Below are 18,574 nucleotides of genomic sequence, written 5' to 3'. Positions count from 1 at the left end.
GTGAACGTCCTCATCGTCTATGCACACCCGGAAGCAAAATCCTTCAACGGCGCCATGAAGGATCTGGCCGTGGAAACCTTGACCCGCGCAGGCCACGATGTAGTCGTCAGCGACCTCTATGCGATGGGCTTCAATCCTGTCGCAGGGCCGGGCGACGTATCGGGCGAGCGTAACGATCCGGACTTCTTCAGCCTGCCGCGCGAACAGACCGCCGCCTACGAGGCCGGCGCACTCTCGGCTGACATCAGCGCCGAGATCGAAAAGGTGAAGCGGGCAGACTTCGTGCTGTTCCAGTTCCCGGTCTGGTGGTTCGGCATGCCCGCAATCCTCAAGGGCTGGGCCGACCGTGTCTTCGCGCGCGGTTTCGCCTATCTGCCGGGCCGCAAATACGACACCGGCATGTTCAAGGGAAAGCTCGCCATGGTGGCCGCCACCACGGGCACGTCGGCCGACACCTACGCGCCCGATGGCATCGACGGCGACATCCTCACCGTGCTGTGGCCGATCCACAATGGCCTGCTGCGCTACTCAGGCTTCGACGTGCTGCCGCCCTTCGTCGCCTATATGCCGGGCCGCGTCGGCGACGATGGTCGCACGGCCTACCTGGAAGCCTACCGCATGCGGCTCAAGGGCATCGACGGCACGCCGCATCTGTTCTTCCACGCCGCCGAGGATTACGGCAAGAACGAGCGGCTGAAGCCTGGTGTGCTGGCTCGCTCCGGGGTGCAGCGCAATGTCTGATGGCGCCCGCCCGCTCGAAGGTCTGTTCGTTGTTTCGATCGAGCAGGCCGTCGCCGCTCCGCTCTGCACAGTCCGCCTTGCCGATGCCGGCGCGCGCGTCGTGAAGATCGAGCGCCCGGAAGGCGAAACAGCGCGTCACTACGATTCTGCCGTGGAGGGCATGTCGGCCTATTTCGTCTGGCTCAACCGCGGCAAGGAAAGCGCGGTGCTCGACCTGAAAGCCGAGCACGACCTGGCTTTGCTGCACCGGATGGTGGCGCACGCGGACGTTCTCGTGCAGAATCTCGCGCCGGGCGCCACCGACAGGCTCGGCCTCTCCGCCGACGCGATCGCGGAAAAATTCCCTCGGCTGATTGCCATCAACATCGTCGGCTACGGACAGGACACGCCTTACGCAGCGATGCGCGCCTACGACATGCTGGTGCAGGCCGAAAGCGGCATCTGCGCCGTCACCGGCACACCGGACACACCGAGCAAGATCGGGGTTTCCGCCGCCGACATCGCAACCGGCATGAACGCCCATGCAGCAATCCTCGAAGCCTTGCTGGCGCGCGAGAAGACCGGGCGCGGTCGCATTGTCGAGGTAGCCATGTTCGACGCCATGGCAGACTGGATGACCGTGCCGCTGCTGCACTACGAATATGCGGGCCGCGAGACGCAGCGATATGGCCTGGCGCACGCTTCGATCTACCCGTATCGACCTTATGCCTGTCGGGATGGCAGCGTGGTCGTGTCCATCCAGCAGAACAATGAATGGAAGCGCTTCTGCACGCTCGTGCTGCAAAGGCAGGATCTGTTCGCCGACGAACGCTTCGCCACCAATACCTGGCGGGTTGCCAACCGCACGGCGCTCGACGCCGAGATCGAACCGATCTTCGCGGCAATCGACTGCGACGAGGCCATAAGCCGTCTCGACGAGGCGCAGATCGCCTGGGGCCGGGTCAGTGCAATGCGCGACCTGCCGCACCACAAGGCGCTCCGCCGGACGGAAGTGGCACTGCCGGACGGCAAGCGCATCGCAGTACCCAAGCCGGCAGGGCGGCCGGAGGGATTTGCAACGGTTCCAAGCGTCCCCGCGCTTGGCGCCGATACGGACCGGATCCGGTCCGAATTCGCCGCCTGACGAGGCCCTCATGAGCCTGGACACAAGCACACTGCAGGAATGGGTTGGACGCACGCACGAGGTCGAGGATGTTGTGACCCCGCGCCTGCTGGCCAGCTTTGGCGCCGCGCTTGGGGACCACGCGGCGCAGACTGCCGAGGGCGCGGCCGCGCCCGGACTGCATTGGTGCCTGGCGCCCGACATTGCCGCCATGCGAGAACTCGGACCTGACGGGCACCCGGCCAAAGGCGGCTTCCTGCCGCCGGTGCCGCTTCCGCGTCGCATGTGGGCTGCCAGCGACGTGCGTTCATGGCGCCGATCCGCTCTGGCGACCGCATCCGCCGCCGCTCGACATTGGCCGCCATCGAGGAGAAGCAGGGCCGCACCGGCCCGCTCACCTTCGTCACGGTCCGGCACGACATCGCCAACGAATCCGGTCCGGTCATCGAGGAGGACCAGATCATCGTCTATCGCGGCGCCGAAGCCGCTGCTGCGTCCCCTGCCCCGCCGGCCAATTCGCCCCTGGCCGCATCGCACGAGCGCACGATCGACATCGATCCCGTGCTGCTCTTTCGATATTCCGCGCTGACGTTCAACGGGCACCGCATCCACTACGACGCGCCCTATGCCACGGGGGTCGAGCACTATCCCGGGCTCGTCATCCATGGCCCGCTGCAGGCGACGCTGCTGATGAACTTCGCCGCCGCCATTGTCGGTCAGTCGCCGCGCCGTTTCTCATTCCGCGGCGTCCATCCGGCGACTGGCCCGCAGCGCCTGCTTCTGAGCGCAACATCCCCAGGCCAGGACGGCATGGCTCTCGAGGCACGGTCGTCCGACGGCCATGTGACGGTGAAAGCCACGGCGCAGTGGTGAGCTTCGTCACGCCTGTCGTGCCGCTATTCGTGCCGGGCTCACGTCCGGAACGGTTTGCCAAGGCCGACAGCAGCGGCGCGGACGCAGTCGTTCTAGACCTCGAGGATGCTGTCGCCCCTGGCGACAAGGACCGCGCTCGGGAAGCGGTCGTTGCTCATGCAGCCGCGCTGAAATCCGCGGTCGTGGTCCGCATCAATGCCGCCGGCACATTTTGGCACCAGGCGGACATCGCTGCCGTGCGGCGCCTTGACGGCGTCTCCGTCATGCTGCCCAAGGCCGAACGTCCGGAAGACATTGCCGATATGGCCAGGCACATGGCACGCAGCGTTTCCGTCATCGCGCTGGTCGAGAGCGCCGTCGGTCTCGCCAACTTGCCGGACATATTGGCCATGCCCAACGTCGTTGCCGTCGCCTTCGGCTCGGTCGACTTCTCGCTCGATCTTGGTTGCGCGCATGATCGGCTGATCCTGCTTGCGGCTCGTAACGAAATCGTCTGGCGTTCGCGCGCCGCTGGCCGGGCCGCGCCGATCGACGGCGTAACGACCGACCTGAACAGTCCCGAAATCACCGAGGATGACGCCCGCCACGCCATGAAGATGGGTTTTGGCGGCAAGATGGCCATCCACCCGAGGCAGATCGAGCCGATTCGCAGTGGCTTTCGCCCGAGCGATAATGACATCACATGGGCACGAGACATCGTCGGCGCAGCCTCGTCCGGCGAAGCTAGCCAGGTGAACGGCGAAATGGTGGATCGGCCGGTCATCGAGCGCGCAAGGCAGGTCCTGCGCCGGGCCGCTTTGGTCTAAAGGGCATGCAGGGGAGGAGCAACGGATGAGCCTGGACACCGCCGATTGGCCAACCGCCAGGCTCTGCGCCTTCATTGCCGAACTCGACTTCGAACAAATCCCGCCCCGCGTCGTTCATTTCGCGCAAGGATTGATGATCGACTGGCTCGGCTCGGCGCTGGCCGGCAAGGGCGCGCACCAGGTCGAGATGATCGACGGCTTTGCGCGTGCACGGGGCCGGCGGACGGCCCAAGCACCATCATCCCGACGCGGCGGCGCACAAGCCCCTACTTCGCAGCGATGGTCAATGCGGCGGCCTCCCATGTCGTGGAACAGGACGACGTTCACAACGGCTCGGTCTTTCACCCGGCGGCGGTGATCTTTCCGGCCGTTTTGGCGGTTGCGGAGGCTGAGGGGAAGACCGGCCGCGAAGTCCTGACTGCCTGCATCGCCGGCTATGAAGTGGGCATCCGCGTGGGAGAATTCCTCGGACGCTCGCACTACGAGATATTCCACACCACCGGCACGGCTGGCGCAGTGGCAGCAGCCGCGGCGGTCGGCAGATTGATCGGGTTGGACGCAGCCGGGCTCAACCATGCTGTCGGCTCGGCCGGTACGCAGGCGGCAGGTCTCTGGGAATTTCTGCGTGACGCTGCCGATTCCAAGCAACTCCATACCGCGCGAGCGGCCGCCAACGGTCTGTTCGCTGCCTGTCTGGCGCGCGATGGCTTCAAGGGCGCCGCGCGGATCCTCGAAGGCCCGCAAGGAATGGCTGCCGGCATGTCCAGCGACGCCGATCCGGCCCGCCTGACGGACCGGCTCGGCAGCCGTTGGGCAACTGAGGAGACGTCGTTCAGGGCATGCCGCCTGCCGGCACACCCATCCGGCCGCCGACGCGCTGCAGTCTCTCATGCGCCGCGAAGGACTCGGTCCGGACGACATCACCGGCGTGGTGACCCATGTCCATCAGGGAGCCATCGATGTCCTGGGCGCGGTGGTCACTCCGCAAACCGTCCACCAGGCGAAGTTCTCCATGGGCACGGTTTTGGGGCTGATCGCCGTTCATGGCGTCGCCGACCTCGATGCTTTCGAACACCATGCACTTGCCGACACCCGCGTCGCCCGTTTCCGCGCGAAGGTGCGGATGGAACTCGACGCCGAGGTCGACGCGCTTTATCCCAAGCAGTGGGTCGGCAAGGTGAGCGTCACGACCGTTGACGGCCGCAAGCTCAATGCCCGCGTCGACGCGCCCAAGGGCGATCCCGGCAACACCCTTTCGAAACAGGAGTTGGAAGCCAAGGCTGTACGCCTCGCCGAATTCCGAGACGGCGCCACGGCTGACGAGATGCGCCGCTGCATAGCCCGTGTCTGGAAACTCGATCAGCCCGGGAGCACGGCGGAAATATTTGCTGAGAGTTAGCCCGCTTTCGCGCCGAAGGACTGCACCCGCCGAAACGGATGGAACGAGCGCATTGCGGGCAGTTCGATTCCTTTCGCGCCGCCCTATGTTGTAAAGCAGTTTGATCGGCAGTCCTCGGGAGCCCATTATAAATCAATGAATTCAACGAGATCGACGGAGATTCGCCAACCTGGTTTGGCTAACCGAGGCAAATAAACACGACAACTTATTGATAAATAGCGATAATGGTGGTGCTGGCAGTCACTAGCGAACCAGTCTCTGTCTGATTTTCCCTGTTAGGCGCCGAACACAGCGAATTCTCGGCGATTCTTGACGCCCGAGCCAAATTCGACCTTAAATCCCGGAGCGGTTTCAATCTCTTGGGAGGAAATTCCCTATTCGGCCTAACAGGGAAACGAAAGCGCCCTAACAGGGAAGCGACTCGGATCTCGAGGGCTGTAAATGCGCCCTTGCTTGACTTTGAGCTGCGTTGCGACTGGGTTGCGTCATACCCGCCAAATCGCACAAAACCCAGATGCAGCACACTTTCACCCGCCAAGGATTGTATGACCTCGTTTGGTCGACGCCCATTGTCACGCTCTCTGAGCGGTTTTACGCCTTGGGAATGGCCCACGTAGACATCCTGGCGTCAGATGAGATCAGGACCAAAGGCTGACGTGGCTGGGTACGGGAGACTTTGGACTTCCGTTGGCATGTGGTCTGTCGGCTAAAGATTTTGGCAAGTCATCACGAAAAAGCAGATAAGAGCCAATTCCGAATTTCAAGCGGCCCAACCAGGCGATGATATCCAGCGGCTGAGGCGTCGATTGCATTTCGGCCGCTCGACCGATGGTGACCGGCTCCCCGCCGGCTCATATGACCGATATGGAACACCATCATGCGAGGCAGCAAGCATTTTTTCCGGCGGCAGCTAGGGCCGTGCGGCAAGAATACCCCGCGCTACTCCGCCGCGATCCGTTGAACAAAATCCAGAAAAGCGCGCACTTTTGCAGGCGGCATGTGGCGTGACGGATGATAGGCGTAAAGCGGAAACTGCTCGTCTGACCATTCCGCCAGGATCGTCGCGAGCGCCCCGCTCTCAAGCCACTCGTCGAAGCCGATGGCAAGGCTCTGGAATATGCCTTGCCCCGCGAGACCGGCCGCGACGGCGGCGGAGGGATCGTCCAAGACCAACCGCCCCGACGCCTTGATCTCGATGGCCCCGTTATCCCCTCGGAATTCCCAGGTGAACGGCCGCCCGGTCTGCGGGTCGCGGAATAGGATGCAATCGTGGTGCATCAGGTCGTGGGGCGTGGCTGGAATGCCGTGACGGTCGAGATAGCTTGGGGCGGCACAGGTCAGCACCGGGACGTCCAGCAGTTTGCGCGCGATCAGCGAGGATTCGTCCGGCGGACCGAAGCGCACGGCGACATCCGCGCCGCTCATCAACTCTTCGCGATAGTTGCTGGTGGTCAGATCGAGCGACAGTGCGGGGTAGCGTGCCAGGAATTCACCGATCCTCGGCGCCAGCACCATTCGCGCGAACCAGGGATCGATCGATACCCTGAGCCGCCCGCCCACGAATGCCGCCGAACCGGCGGCTTCGGAGGCCGCCTCCTCCAGTCCGGCCAGCAGCGGCATTATCCGGGCATGGAAGCGCGCGCCCTCCTCCGTCAGCGCGACCTCGCGCGGATTGCGGTCGAACAACCTGACACCGACACGTTGTTCGAGCCTCGCCACCGCACGGCTGACCCCCGATGGCGTGAGACCGAGAACATCCGCGGCCCGCACGAAATTGCCCGCTTCCATCACCGCCCCGAAAACGCCGACCCCGGTCAGCAGCCGCGTGTCGAAACTCATGCCCTAACTCCGTTGCAAGGTCGATGATCGTTAATAGCCCATCATGATGATTTTGAGTCATCTTATCTTTGATCTTATTGCGCGTGAATCATCGCGTCGCTTCCCATAGATGATTTTTGAGCGCCGGGACGGCGCCGGCGGCACACCGGACCGCGGAAGTCTCCGACCTTGCGAGAAGGAATTCATCCATGAATGCGATCTCACGCAGAAGCCTGTTGGCGCGTGGCGGCCTTTTGCTGGCGGCGGGCGCCGCCGCGGTGAACACGCCGGTTCACGCACTGGCGGCCAACCGGCAAGCGCGGTCCGGCAACTTCAAGTCCATCAACATGGCCATGGAACAGGCGGTGCGCGACGGGATCGTCGCCGGCGTCGTTGCCACCGCGGCAGGACCAGACAGCATGATCTACGAAGGAACCTTCGGAAAGGCCAGTACGGCCACCGGAGCAACGATGCGCGCTGATACGGTATTTTGGCTGTTGTCCATGACGAAGGCCTTCACCGCCACGGCCTGCATGCAGCTAATCGAGCAGGGCAGGATCAATCCCGAGGACGATGCGGCGAAATATCTGCCGGAACTCGCCAATCCGATGGTGCTGGAGGGCTTCGACGGCCACGGCCAGCCGCGCCTGCGTCCGGCCAAGCGGGCCATCAAGGTGCGTCACCTGCTCACACACACCTCCGGCTATACCTATTCGATCTGGAGCGATGCACTAACCCGCTACGAGAACGTCACCGGCATGCCGGACATCGCCACGTGCAAGAACGGCGCCTTCCTGGCACCGCTCGAATTCGATCCCGGCGAACGCTGGCAATACGGCATTAGCATGGACTGGGTCGGAAAGCTGGTTGAGGCGGTCAGCGACCAGTCTCTGGAAGTCTATTTCCGCGAGAACATCTTCGCCCCGCTCGGCATGACCGATTCAGGCTTCCTGATCGGAAGCAAGCAGAAGGCCAGGGTCGCCACCTTCCACAACCGTCGCGAAGACGGCGGCCTGACGCCCGCGCCCTTCGAAATGCCCCAGCGGCCGGAATTCTTCATGGGCGGCGGCGGCGGCTTCAGTACGCCGCGCGACTACATGGCCTTCCTGCGGATGCTGCTGAACGGAGGCACTCATAAAGGCGTACGGGTGCTGAAGCCGGAAACGGTCGCGTCGATGATGCGCAACCAGATCGGCGACCTCGACGTCCATGCCATGAGGACTGCCCAGCCTGCCTATTCGCAGAGCTTCGACCAGTTTCCCGACGAGCCCCACAAGTGGGGATATTCGTTCGACATCAACACGCTGCCCGGTCCGAACGGTCGGTCGGCAGGCAGCATTTCCTGGGCCGGCCTGCTCAACTGCTATTTCTGGCTCGACCCGGTCAGGAAGGTGACCGGCGCCATCTTCACCCAGCTCCTGCCCTTCTACGACCAAAAGGTCGTGAAGCTCTACGGCACATTCGAGCGCGGCCTCTACGACGGCCTCGCCTGATCCATCCCGATTTCAACACAAGGAGACATATCATGTATGCGATTACAGGAATAACTGGCAAGGTCGGCGGCGCGCTGGCGAAAGCCCTGATCGAAGCCGGAGAACCGGTCCGTGCGGTGCTGCGCGATCCCGCCAAGGCGGAAATCTGGCGCAAGCGCGGGTGTGAAATCGCCTTCGCCGAGATGGGCGCCGCCGCCCAGCTTGCTGCCGCCTTCAAGGGCGCCACTGGCGTTTTCATTCTGCCGCCGTCGGAATTCGACCCTGCGCCCGGCTATCCGGAAGCGGCCAAGCAGAATGAGGTGCTGACGACCGCTCTCCTTGCTGCGCGCCCGGAAAGGGTCGTCTGCCTCTCCACCATCGGCGCCGACGGGGAAGTGGACAATCTGTTGAGCCAACGGGCGATGCTGGAAGAAGCCCTCGGCGAGCTCGATTTTCCCGTCACCTTCCTGCGGCCCGGCTGGTTCATGGAAAATGCGGCCTGGGACGTCGCGCCGGCCCGCGACGAAGGCGTGCTGCACAGCTTCCTCCAGCCGGCTGACAAGACCTTCGCCATGGTGGCGACGCAGGATATCGGCCGGCTTGCCGCCGATCTGATCCGCGAGGGGTGGACCGGCAAGCGGGTCGTGGAACTTGAAGGCCCGTCGCGGGTCTCGCCCAACGATCTCGCCAATGCCTTCGCGTCGGCACTCGGGCATCCGGTGCGGGTGGAGATCGTCCCGCGGGAAAGCTGGGAGGGCCTGTTCCGTGCCCAGGGTACGCGTAACCCACAGCCGCGCATGCGCATGCTCGACGGCTTCAACGAAGGCTGGATCGACTTCAAAGATAACGGACAGAACAGCGTCAAAGGCAAGACACCTCTTGTGGAGGTGATCGCGGCGCTTGTCCGGCAAGCCGCCGCGACCGAGGCCGTTTGATTCCACCCTGAAAACACAGCAGACGGCACGGACATCCGCCGCCGCCCCCCTCGCAACCTGAAAGGAACTATGATGGAACGGCTGTGTAACGAGAATGCGGACACACGACCAACTGGTGCCCCCGAAATTGGCCGAAGCGACCCTTATCGGGGCTATGCTGGAAACAAAGGCTGCCGGCCTAGCTCCTGCGGCTCGGATCGCTATCGGCGCCGTAACCGGCCGTCCTGCACCGACGCTGGGGCGGCCGTCTTCCGTAACGGACGTTCAGCCCGCAGGCCGCGAGTGGGCCGGTCACGGCGCTGTCCAGACGGGGCGCGCCTATCGACGCAGGCGCTTCCTTGCACGTTCAAGGATTTCCTCCGATAGTGGCGTCCCCGACGCGATTCGGGCCAAGGTTATTGCGCCGATCATGGTGGCGTAGTCCACCATGGCTTCGCCGCGGGCCTCCCCAGAAAATCGATCTTCGACCAGCGCGTCGATCATCTCTTCGACGACAGCCACCGCCGCCGCCCGCGTCTTACCTGAGGACCGGGCAGCTTCGCTCCCCAACGCCGCCATTGGACAGGTAGGCGTACCCGCATCGCGATGCTCAGGGGACAGGTAGCGGTCCAACGCAGCGTTCCGCCCCTTTTCTGCCCGGACCTTGCCGAGCATGTCCGCAGATGCGTTGCCCGCAGCGACGAGCGCCTCGGCTATTAGCTGCTCCCTGTTGCGAAAATGCTTGTAGAAGCCGCCGTGGGTGAGGCCGGCGGCAGCCATAACGTCCGAGAGACTCACCCCGGCGATGCCCGTGCGCCGGATGTAGTCTGCGGCCGCGGTGACGATGGCGCGCCGGGTTTCAGCGGCTTCCTTGTTTGACTTCCTCAACGAGGCTTCCTCGCTACCGCTCACGAACGAGCCTTGACAGGTTAGATGTTATATGACATCCAAATAGATGTCATGCAACATCTAACTGATTACTAATGAGAGGAGAGGCCTCATGCTGAACCAGCAGACCAGAGCCATCGATGCCAATGTGCCAGAAGCGGTAGAACTCACACGGCTGGGCGTGTCGGGCGCGGCGGAAGCCATTCGCCGGGGCGAGATCAGCGCCGAAATCTATGTTTCTGCCCTTCTCGCCAAGGCGCGGCGGAAAGAGGGCCTGAGAGCTTTCATCACCCTGGACGAGCCTGGCGCCCTCTCCGCAGCCCGCGAAGCCGACAAGGCCCGCGCCAAGGGCGTGAACGCGCCGCTGCTCGGTGTTCCCCTCGGCATCAAGGACAGCTATCTCACGGCCGGCTTGCGCACGACGCTGGGAGTCGGTTCGCTCAGAGACTTCCAGCCAACTGAGGACGCGGACGCCATTGCGACGCTCAAGGCGGCGGGCGCGATCGTGCTTGGGAAGACCAACCTGGTCGAACTTTCCTATGGTTTGACAGGCGACAACGGCCCTTATGGCCAGGTCGGAAACCCGCATGCGCCCGACCATGTAACCGGCGGTTCGTCGAGCGGTTCGGCGGCGGCGGTCGCCGCCGGCCTCGCTCCGGCGACGCTGGGCGGGGACACGATCGGGTCAATCCGCGTCCCCGCCTCCCTATGCGGCGTCGTGGGGTTCAAGCCGACAACCCGCCGCTGGCCGCGCGCAGGGGTCGCGCCGATCTCTCACACACTCGATACGACGGGGGTCTTCGCCCGAAGCGTCGAGGATTGCGTCCTGATCGATCAGGTCGTCACCGGTGCGCCGGCGGCGGAGCTGGACTCTCGCGCCGATCTCAAGGGGACCCGTTTCGCCTTTGCGCCGCGCCAGTACCTGAACCCAGTGGACCCCGAGGTCGAGGCTTGGTTCCGCAACACGCTCCTGCGCCTCGCCGAGGCGAGGGCCGAAATCGTCGAGATCGATCTCGGTGGGGACTTCCAGGCGCTGGCCCTTCGGACCACGTGGAGCCTCTTCTTCCGCGAGACCAAGGCCTCGCTGAGCGACTTCCTGGAGCGACACGCGATCCCCGTCGCCTTCAAGGATCTGCACGTGGGTCTGCGCGCAGGCGTCAAGGACGCCTGGGACCACTTCGTCATACCCGGCGCGCCGGGCTACCTGAGTGAGCAGGCTTATCACGCCCTGACTGCCGACCGCCTGACGGTGAAGGAACGCATGAGCGAGATTTTCACGCGGCATGGTGCCCACGCGCTGATCTTCCCGACGACGCCCTGCACGGCACCGAGGGTTGAGCGCCAGATGCAATTCACCGTGGGCGGCCAGGCGGTTGATTTCCGGGCATTGGCCAACAACACCATTCCCGCCAGCGCTGCTGGACTACCCGGGGTCAGCCTGCCGATCGGCCTTGACAGCCATGGCCTCCCGATCGGCCTCGAGCTCGACGGGCCAGAAAGCGAGGATCGCGCGCTCCTTGGTCTCGCGGCGCGGGTGGAGAAGGTCCTCAGGGCTAGTCAATAACCTTCTAATCGCTCTCGAAATCCCGCCCCTCATCATTTGGAGACAGCCAATGGCCACCCCCACGGTCGAGACACGCCCGTTCACAAACGAGCACATCACCATCCGATCCGCCAATCCCTTCACCGAGACGAAGGCCAGGCTTGAGAGCCTCGTCCCGCGGATCGACGATGGGATATTCACACTACTGCGATACGGCGAGGCCGAGCGCGCTTTGCGCGAGCTCGAAGCTTCGGCGAACCTGTCGATTTTCGGCTTCCGGGACCATGGCGCGCTGTTGGCGATCGCAGGCCAGAAGCGGCGCTCCATCCAGTATGACATTGGCAACCCGCTTACGGCCTCGAAGATGACCCGCCACCAGCTTTCCGCCGGGATTTACGCACCCATCCGCGTCCTGTTGCGAGAGGACGGAGAAGGCTCGGCGTTCGAGTACGACCGGCCCGCCGCCGTTTTCCGCCAGTTCGGCGACCCGCTGGTTGACGTCGTCGCGCAGCGTCTCGACCAGGAACTGCAGGCCGTGCTGCAAGCTGCGGCGGCCTCAGGTTCTGAAGACGCACAGCCGCAAGTGGAAGGAAGGGCTTCGTGATGCCGAAACAACAGCGCCGCGTGATTCTGATCAACACCTTCCGGTTGAAGGCAGAAGATCCGGCGGAATTGATAGCTCTGCTAACCAAAGTCACAGAAGAGTCGGTCGCGACGGCCCTTGGCTTCGAAGGCGCGACACTGCATCTGAGCCTGGATGGCGAGCGGGTTGTGATGTATGCGCGCTGGCGAAGCCTCGCGGAATATCAGGCGATGCGCGCAGGCAGCAGCTCGATGAGCGCGCTTCGAGAGATCATGGAAACTGTGATTTTCAGCCCGGCGTGTTCGAGGTCGTACGTGAGTTTCGGCCGCCGGACGTCTGACTTCACGGCCGGGCTTGTTCGTTTAATCTCAACTGAAAACTCCTCCGGATGCGTCGGAACGCTACGTTCTCGCCCTACAACGACTGTCTCCGACCGAGTTCATAGGTGACGCTTCATTGCGGGGGCGAACGTCGGTGTAGCCGACATCTGGCGGAAAGCCGTCGCCGGTAATGGAACGCGTTCCCATGCTCATCCGCCAACGGCGTTCTCAGCCAATCTATGCGGCTGCTTATGACCCACCGTTCCCACAAAGCGGACTGACTGGATTATCCGAAGCCAGGCATTCCTGAGCGACCGCTTGCCCGGAGGAACGAACGGCCGCTTTTGGGGGGATCGATGCCGGTGAGGCCGAACGGCCGATATTGGGCGCAAAGCTGCCATTCGGTATGAGTTAAATTCGGGCAGCGAAATAGCTGGATCAGCTTCCTGAATCAAAATGGACGAACCGCTTCGTAAACCACTGACGAATAACGACTGTTTTAGCCTCTGCGGGTCAACTTTGCATATACAATCAATACGTAGAGGGGATGGTTAGCCAACCGGTTTCCTTCATATTCTCTCGTATGGTCCGGCGAACCTAAGACCAAGAAGACAACTAGTTTTTTGGGAGGGGTGCCTCAGTGCAATCCACAGAGAAGATCAATCACTGCATTTTGACCATAACGCTAAGTTGGCTTGGCCCTCGCGCGTAACTCGGCTGTGTCGTTGCGATCGAGATGTCCTGGGACAGCGCAGGCCAGGATCGGCGACAGCGCGCATGAGCGTGCCCGGCGTTTTCGCGGTCGGGCAGCGCAGCTCGAGGATGGGCGTTGTCATAAGGTTTGATTCGCCATTGCCATCCGGAGCTCGACAACATCCTGGTCGTGCCTCACACTCCGAGGTGATCAAGAAGACTTTGTTGATCTTCGGCCATCTGATGGTTCGTCATTTCTCTGACGATTTTTCCATTTTCGATTACGTAGTACCGGTCGGCGACCTCGGCGGCGAATTGAAGATTCTGCTCGACTAAGAGAATGGTCAGTCCTGTGGACTTGATATCTTTGATCAGTGCACCGATCGCATCGACCACGACAGGTGCCAGCCCCTCTGTCGGCTCGTCGAGCATCAGAAACGAAGCGCCCATGTAAAGGGGCCGCGCTATCGCTAGCATCTGCTTTTCCCCACCCGACAACGACGCGGCCTTTTGCGAGCGCCGGGTTTTGAGGATCGGGAAATACTCATAGATCCGGTCGAGCGGCCAGGCGGTGTCTCCGTTCGCACGGCCGATCGACAGATTCTCGTATACGTTCAGCGTCGAGAAAATTCCGCGGTCTTCCGGCACAAAACCGACCCGCATCTTGCAAATCCGCTCAGGCGAGAGATCGATGATTTCGGTTCCGATGAAGCGGATGCTCCCGGTTCGTCGCGGAATATCGCCGATGATCGACTTCAGCAGCGTGGTCTTGCCGGCACCGTTTCGCCCCACCAACGTTACCACTTCGCCAGTCTGGACAGACAAGTTGACGCCCTGCAAAATATGGCTTTCGCCATAATAGGCGTCGAGATCCGTTATCTCCAGCATGCTCAATGGCGCTTTCCCAAATAAGCTTCTATCACCCGGGGATCCTGTCGGACGTCGGCGTAGCGACCGCGCGTTAGAAGCGCCCCCTGCTGCAATACAATGATCTCATCGGCGACATTTGCGATGACACCGAGGTTGTGCTCCACGACGATGATCATGCGGTCGACGGACAGTTGCGCAATAAGGTCCGTCGTACGCGATACATCTGCCGTCGTCATCCCAGCGGTTGGTTCGTCGAGAAGGAGAATCGTTGGGTGTGCTCCCAGGGAAATCGCGAGCTCCAAGGCGCGTTTGCGGCCATATGGCAGGTCCCCTGCGGGTCGACCGCGCAAAGAGGACGGAATTCCGACCTGATCCAGCAGTGCCGACGCTTCCGGCCGGTGATCCTCATGCCAGTCGATCTTTGCGAAGGCCTTCGTACCCCCGTCTGCTCGGCGCTGCACCGACAGCACGACATTGTCCATGACCGAGAGATTGGGGAAGATGCTCGTGATCTGAAAGCTGCGCACGATACCTTGGCGAGCAAACTGCTCGGCTCGTAAACGAGTCATGTCCTGGCCGTTGAACAGCAGCCGACCACGCTTCGGCCGATAAAACCCGCTCAAGACGTTGAACAAAGTCGTCTTGCCGGCCCCATTAGGGCCGATGATGCCGTAAACCGGCTTTCTCTCGAATTTCAGGCTTAAGTCATTGATCGCCTTGAAGCCGCCGAAACTCATCGTGACGGACTGCAGTTCCAGTAGCGGCATCACGGTTCCGCCAGCGCTCTCGCCAATGTTCTGGCCACAATCAGGCATCGGCTGCATCTCCCGTAGCGACAACCCGATCGGGCTTCGATGCATATCGCCTGTCCGAGCCAGACATTTCGGCGGGTGGAACGCGGTCAACGGAATAATGCACGATTTCGCCGAGTATGCCGCGGCGGAACAGAAGCACAATGGTGACGAACAAAATGCCAAGGAACAGGCTGCCGCTGTCCGTTATCGACGAAAGCGTGCTGCGCATCATCAGGACGACGCCGCTGCCAACGAATGGCCCGAAAATGGTGCCTGCTCCGCCCAGAAGCGTCATCATGACCGGCTCTCCGGACGCCCGCCAGCTGACCATCTCGAGCGTAACGAACTGATGGTTCAGCGCATAAAAAGCGCCTCCGATCGAACATACCAAAGCCGAAAACACGTAAGCCTTCACTCGCAGGCTGTATACATTGTACCCAATGCTCATTAAGCGCTGCTCGTTCTCGCGAGCGCCGAGAAGCGCGAGCCCATAAGGCGATTTGAGAAGCCGTAGGATGGCGTAGACCACCAGTGCCACAGCGCCCAGAGATACATAGTAGAAGACCCTATCATCGCCCAGATCCAGCCCCAGGAGTGTCGGCCGAACCAGCCCATGCAGGCCATCCTCGCCCCCCGTAAAGTCGGGAAACTGGTTGATGATGAAATATACGATCGATGCGAACGCGAAAGTGATCATCGAGAAATAGATCCCCTTCTTTCGCGCGACGACCAAGCCGAAGAGGAGGCTGACAGCCGTACTGGCGGCGACACCCGTGAGCACGGAAAGTAGCATCGGGACCCCGAGCTTAACCATCAGAATGCCGGTGACATAAGCGGAAGTGCCCCAATAGGCCGCCTGTCCGAAAGATAGCAGGCCACCGAATGCGAACAGAAGATCGAAACCGAGGGCGAACAATCCCCATAGGATGATATCGGTCGCCAGGACCGGATAGATCACCCAAGGAAGCAGAAGGGCGGCAGCAAGCGCGACCAAGGCGGCAGGCCTGCTCAGGAATACCTGTCGCGCGCGCTCCGTCATCGGTGTGTAGTGAAGCGCGAAATGAGAGATGTCGATGCCCTGGAAGATACCGCCGGGCCGCACCAGCAGCACAACAAGCATAAGGATGTAAATGACTGCGGTGGACGCCGGGGCATAGAAGATCGCTGCGATGGCCGAGACGAGACCGGATGCAAAGCCCATGACCACCGAGCCGGCAATCGACCCCATCCCGCCGGCAACGACCACAGCAAAGACGAAATTGATCATCTCTTCGCCCATGAAGGGTGACACGTTGCGCAACGGCGCGGAGAGCGCCCCAGCCAGCCCGGCCAGAGCCGAGGCAAAGAAGAATGTCCCGGAAATGAGGAGGGGTACGTTCCCACCGAAGCATTTGAGGAGATCGGGCCGCTCCGAGGCCGCCCGGATAAGGGCGCCCAAACGGGTACGCTCCAGCGCGAACCATGTACCGAAACACAAGCCGATCGATACTATGACGACAAAGAGACGATATTTCGGATAGGAGACGAACCCAAGGTTGACGGCACCTTTGAGAAGGTCGGGCACAAGATAGGGCGCGGACGTCACACCGTAGAATATCCGGACGACGTCTTGCATGATCAGCGAGAGGCCGAACGTTAGGATCAGAACATACGCAAGGTCGAGGCCGTAGAGGCGCCGTATAAGCAGCCGTTCCAGCACGATGCCAGTCGTGCCAACAAAGACGGCTGAAACGAGGAAGCCGACCCACAACGAGAGGCCGAATTGAGACCCCAGAACCAACGCGGTGACGGCGCCAAGCATGAACATGGAGCCATGCATAAAATTGACCACGCGCATCATGCCGAAAATGATGCTCATTCCGAGGCTCATCAGCGCCAGGACCCCGCCGGTCACCAGCCCATTGAAGAGCAATATCGCATAATATGACATTAGGTAGAACTCCGGATCCCTGCAGGCCAGATGCGTCCCGGCGACGTCGATAAACCGATGCCGGGAACTATGTCGTCCTACTCCCAGTCGTGCTTGCAGGTGCTGTCCGTCTCCGGATAATACGCCTCGTCACCTGGAACCGAGCCGGTGATATCAAAAAAGTCACTATCGTTCTTCACGCCCGACGCGGGCTTGACCTGACCGACGAAGGTGCGCTTGACCACAAGATGGTCGCTCTTGCGCATGAGCGCGTCCTTCGCGAACATGTCGCTGAAACGTCGGCCTTCAAGGACTTTCGTCACCTTGTCGGGATCGTCGGTGCCGAGTTCCTGGACCGCTTTCAGCACCTGATAGACGGCGGAATAGTTCCCGGCGTGTATGTCGCCGGGATAGAAATTCAGTTTCTCATGGAAGCGTTTGGCGAATTTCCGGGTCTCGTCGTCCAGATCCCAATACCAGATCAGCGCGGCGTTAACGCCAGCCCAAGTGTCTGGGCCAAGAGCTTTGACGTCCGACAGATTCAACTGGCCGGGAACAATCTTTATACCGGCGTCCATCAATCCGAACTCTCGTGCCTGCTTGACCGCGTTGCGCAGGTCCTGACCTGATTCAAGAATGCCGATGGCCTGCGCGCCCGCCGCCTGCGCTTTCAGGAGATAGTTTGAGAAATCATCATTGGGGAACGGCACCATGTCCACCCCGACGATTTCGCCGCCATTCTGCTTGACAGCCTTTGAGAAAGAATCGAGCAGAGATTTACCGAAGGCAAAGTCAGCCGCGATAAAGTACCACTTCTTAGTGCCCTCCTTGGTCATTTGTTTGACTGGGACCGACATGGCTGAAGTATCGTAACCGTAGTGCCAAGTGTATTTACCGCAGGCCTCGTTGGAAAGTGCCATGGTTCCTGGGCTGACGAAAGTCGTCAGAATGTGTCGTTCGTTGGCAAGCTTGGCAACAGCGATCGCGGCCGCCGAGCTCGACACGTCCGTTATCAGATTCACGCCCTGGGAATCGATGATCTCGCGTGCCTTGTTGACGGACAGCGCCGGATCAAGCTTGTTGTCGACGACGATGACTTTTATCGGAACCCCGTTGACCTTGCCACCGAAATCTTCGACCGCCATCTTTGCGAATTCCACATCACCTGGACCTGAGGTTTCTGAATAGACCGAGGAAAGATCAGTCAGCATCAGAATGTTGAACGTGCTGCTCTTCATCTGGGCTGATGTCGGGACAGTACCGGTCAGAGCGATAGCTATTGTCAGGCCGACGGCAGCAAGTGTATTCATTGGCATTTATTAATTCCTCCTCATTAATATTTGTCGTTTAAGGCGGTTTGGATTGTCGTGAACCAAGGGTTCGGGCGCATAATCGCCGCCAACCAGACTGTCTGGCGATGGCGCAAATGGTAGGGTTGCGGCAACGCTCCTCCCCCACGACAAATATCCGCCTACACCGTGGGCTCAGCCCAATTCTGTGGCTCGGGTTCTTTTCCAGGGTTTTTACCGCAACTGCCGGCGTGAGGGAGTCTCATATGGAAAACATGTCATCGCGTTTGGAGATGCACGCTGACGGGCTGGCTGCAGCAGGGTACTAGGGTTCGCCGCGTATCGCGGAATCATTTGCGAACTGTTCGCCCTCTCCACGGAGCAATTCCCTTGCACCCTACTGACAAGGCGAATTTCTGTGTCCAGACAGAAGCGCTCTGCGTCGAGGATAAGGTCGTCACGGACACGCCCGTAGCGCAGAAGCTTCAGCCCAGTGCCGCCCGGTAGGAATGCGAACGGCACGATCGGATCGGCATGCCGGCCCAGAGCGCCGAAACTTC

16 protein-coding genes and 1 pseudogene are annotated in these 18,574 nt (G+C 61.5%); 11 read left to right on the top strand and 6 right to left on the bottom strand.

Going from position 1 to position 18,574, the window contains the following annotated elements:
* The 6 genes and pseudogenes from EOB80_RS01420 to EOB80_RS34985 all read left to right on the top strand — a co-directional run bounded on the left by EOB80_RS01420 (position 1) and on the right by EOB80_RS34985 (position 4,921).
* Positions 1 to 741: an NAD(P)H-dependent oxidoreductase gene (locus EOB80_RS01420; protein WP_127326408.1), complete on the top strand. Its 741-nt coding sequence runs from the start codon at positions 1 to 3 to the stop codon at positions 739 to 741.
* Complete coding sequence (locus tag EOB80_RS01415) at positions 734 to 1,864, top strand: CaiB/BaiF CoA-transferase family protein (protein WP_127326407.1); 1,131 nt, start codon at positions 734 to 736, stop codon at positions 1,862 to 1,864. The genes EOB80_RS01420 and EOB80_RS01415 overlap by 8 nt, the downstream gene beginning before the upstream one ends.
* Before the next feature lie 288 nt (positions 1,865 to 2,152).
* Positions 2,153 to 2,716, top strand: coding sequence for a MaoC family dehydratase N-terminal domain-containing protein (locus EOB80_RS01410; RefSeq protein WP_348629486.1), 564 nt, complete (start codon positions 2,153 to 2,155; stop codon positions 2,714 to 2,716).
* The gene (locus EOB80_RS01405) at positions 2,710 to 3,522 is read left to right on the top strand and encodes a CoA ester lyase (protein WP_127326406.1); all 813 of its coding nucleotides are present in this window, start codon (positions 2,710 to 2,712) and stop codon (positions 3,520 to 3,522) included. Before EOB80_RS01410 ends, EOB80_RS01405 begins: the two co-directional genes overlap by 7 nt.
* Positions 3,523 to 3,567: 45 nt before the next feature.
* Positions 3,568 to 4,245, top strand: a pseudogene (locus EOB80_RS34990) (MmgE/PrpD family protein); the annotation flags it as partial.
* Between the two features lie 94 nt (positions 4,246 to 4,339).
* The gene (locus EOB80_RS34985) at positions 4,340 to 4,921 is read left to right on the top strand and encodes a hypothetical protein (RefSeq protein WP_281057910.1); all 582 of its coding nucleotides are present in this window, start codon (positions 4,340 to 4,342) and stop codon (positions 4,919 to 4,921) included.
* Positions 4,922 to 5,860: 939 nt separating this feature from the next.
* Here EOB80_RS34985 and EOB80_RS01395 read toward each other — a convergent pair.
* Positions 5,861 to 6,760, bottom strand: coding sequence for a LysR family transcriptional regulator (locus tag EOB80_RS01395; protein WP_127326405.1), 900 nt, complete (start codon positions 6,758 to 6,760; stop codon positions 5,861 to 5,863).
* 188 nt (positions 6,761 to 6,948) lie between these two features.
* Here EOB80_RS01395 and EOB80_RS01390 point away from each other — a divergent pair, with 188 nt between their 5' ends.
* Positions 6,949 to 8,232, top strand: coding sequence for a serine hydrolase domain-containing protein (locus EOB80_RS01390; RefSeq protein WP_127326404.1), 1,284 nt, complete (start codon positions 6,949 to 6,951; stop codon positions 8,230 to 8,232).
* Positions 8,233 to 8,264: 32 nt separating this feature from the next.
* Positions 8,265 to 9,146, top strand: coding sequence for an NmrA family NAD(P)-binding protein (locus EOB80_RS01385; protein ID WP_127269701.1), 882 nt, complete (start codon positions 8,265 to 8,267; stop codon positions 9,144 to 9,146).
* Positions 9,147 to 9,464: 318 nt separating this feature from the next.
* Here EOB80_RS01385 and EOB80_RS01380 read toward each other — a convergent pair whose 3' ends face one another.
* Entirely contained in the window at positions 9,465 to 10,013 is a 549-nt protein-coding gene (locus tag EOB80_RS01380) for a TetR family transcriptional regulator (RefSeq protein ID WP_164762483.1), read from the bottom strand.
* A gap of 112 nt (positions 10,014 to 10,125) precedes the next feature.
* Between EOB80_RS01380 and EOB80_RS01375 the strand changes: the two genes are divergently transcribed.
* From EOB80_RS01375 to EOB80_RS01365, 3 genes are read left to right on the top strand one after another with little or no spacing between them, the layout of a single operon-like run.
* Positions 10,126 to 11,577, top strand: coding sequence for an amidase family protein (locus tag EOB80_RS01375; protein ID WP_127326402.1), 1,452 nt, complete (start codon positions 10,126 to 10,128; stop codon positions 11,575 to 11,577).
* A gap of 49 nt (positions 11,578 to 11,626) precedes the next feature.
* Positions 11,627 to 12,160, top strand: coding sequence for a DUF302 domain-containing protein (locus EOB80_RS01370; protein ID WP_024504925.1), 534 nt, complete (start codon positions 11,627 to 11,629; stop codon positions 12,158 to 12,160).
* Positions 12,160 to 12,588: an antibiotic biosynthesis monooxygenase family protein gene (locus tag EOB80_RS01365; RefSeq protein WP_127326401.1), complete on the top strand. Its 429-nt coding sequence runs from the start codon at positions 12,160 to 12,162 to the stop codon at positions 12,586 to 12,588. The genes EOB80_RS01370 and EOB80_RS01365 overlap by 1 nt, the downstream gene beginning before the upstream one ends.
* Before the next feature lie 759 nt (positions 12,589 to 13,347).
* Here the strand turns inward: EOB80_RS01365 and EOB80_RS01360 are convergent.
* The 4 genes from EOB80_RS01360 to EOB80_RS01345 form a co-directional block, all read right to left on the bottom strand.
* Positions 13,348 to 14,040, bottom strand: coding sequence for an ABC transporter ATP-binding protein (locus EOB80_RS01360; protein WP_127267179.1), 693 nt, complete (start codon positions 14,038 to 14,040; stop codon positions 13,348 to 13,350).
* A 2-nt stretch (positions 14,041 to 14,042) separates the two neighbouring features.
* Positions 14,043 to 14,837, bottom strand: coding sequence for an ABC transporter ATP-binding protein (locus EOB80_RS01355; RefSeq protein WP_050580513.1), 795 nt, complete (start codon positions 14,835 to 14,837; stop codon positions 14,043 to 14,045).
* Positions 14,830 to 16,746: an ABC transporter permease gene (locus EOB80_RS01350; protein WP_024504921.1), complete on the bottom strand. Its 1,917-nt coding sequence runs from the start codon at positions 16,744 to 16,746 to the stop codon at positions 14,830 to 14,832. Before EOB80_RS01350 ends, EOB80_RS01355 begins: the two co-directional genes overlap by 8 nt.
* Before the next feature lie 77 nt (positions 16,747 to 16,823).
* Positions 16,824 to 18,041: an ABC transporter substrate-binding protein gene (locus EOB80_RS01345; RefSeq protein ID WP_127326400.1), complete on the bottom strand. Its 1,218-nt coding sequence runs from the start codon at positions 18,039 to 18,041 to the stop codon at positions 16,824 to 16,826.
* Positions 18,042 to 18,574: the final 533 nt, after the last annotated feature.

It is taken from the genome of Mesorhizobium sp. M7A.F.Ca.MR.245.00.0.0, assembly GCF_003997415.1.
In the GTDB taxonomy this organism is placed as follows: Bacteria; Pseudomonadota; Alphaproteobacteria; order Rhizobiales; family Rhizobiaceae; genus Mesorhizobium.
The sequence above is the reverse complement of the archived record's forward strand: the minus strand, read 5'-3'. Positions and strand labels throughout refer to the sequence as shown.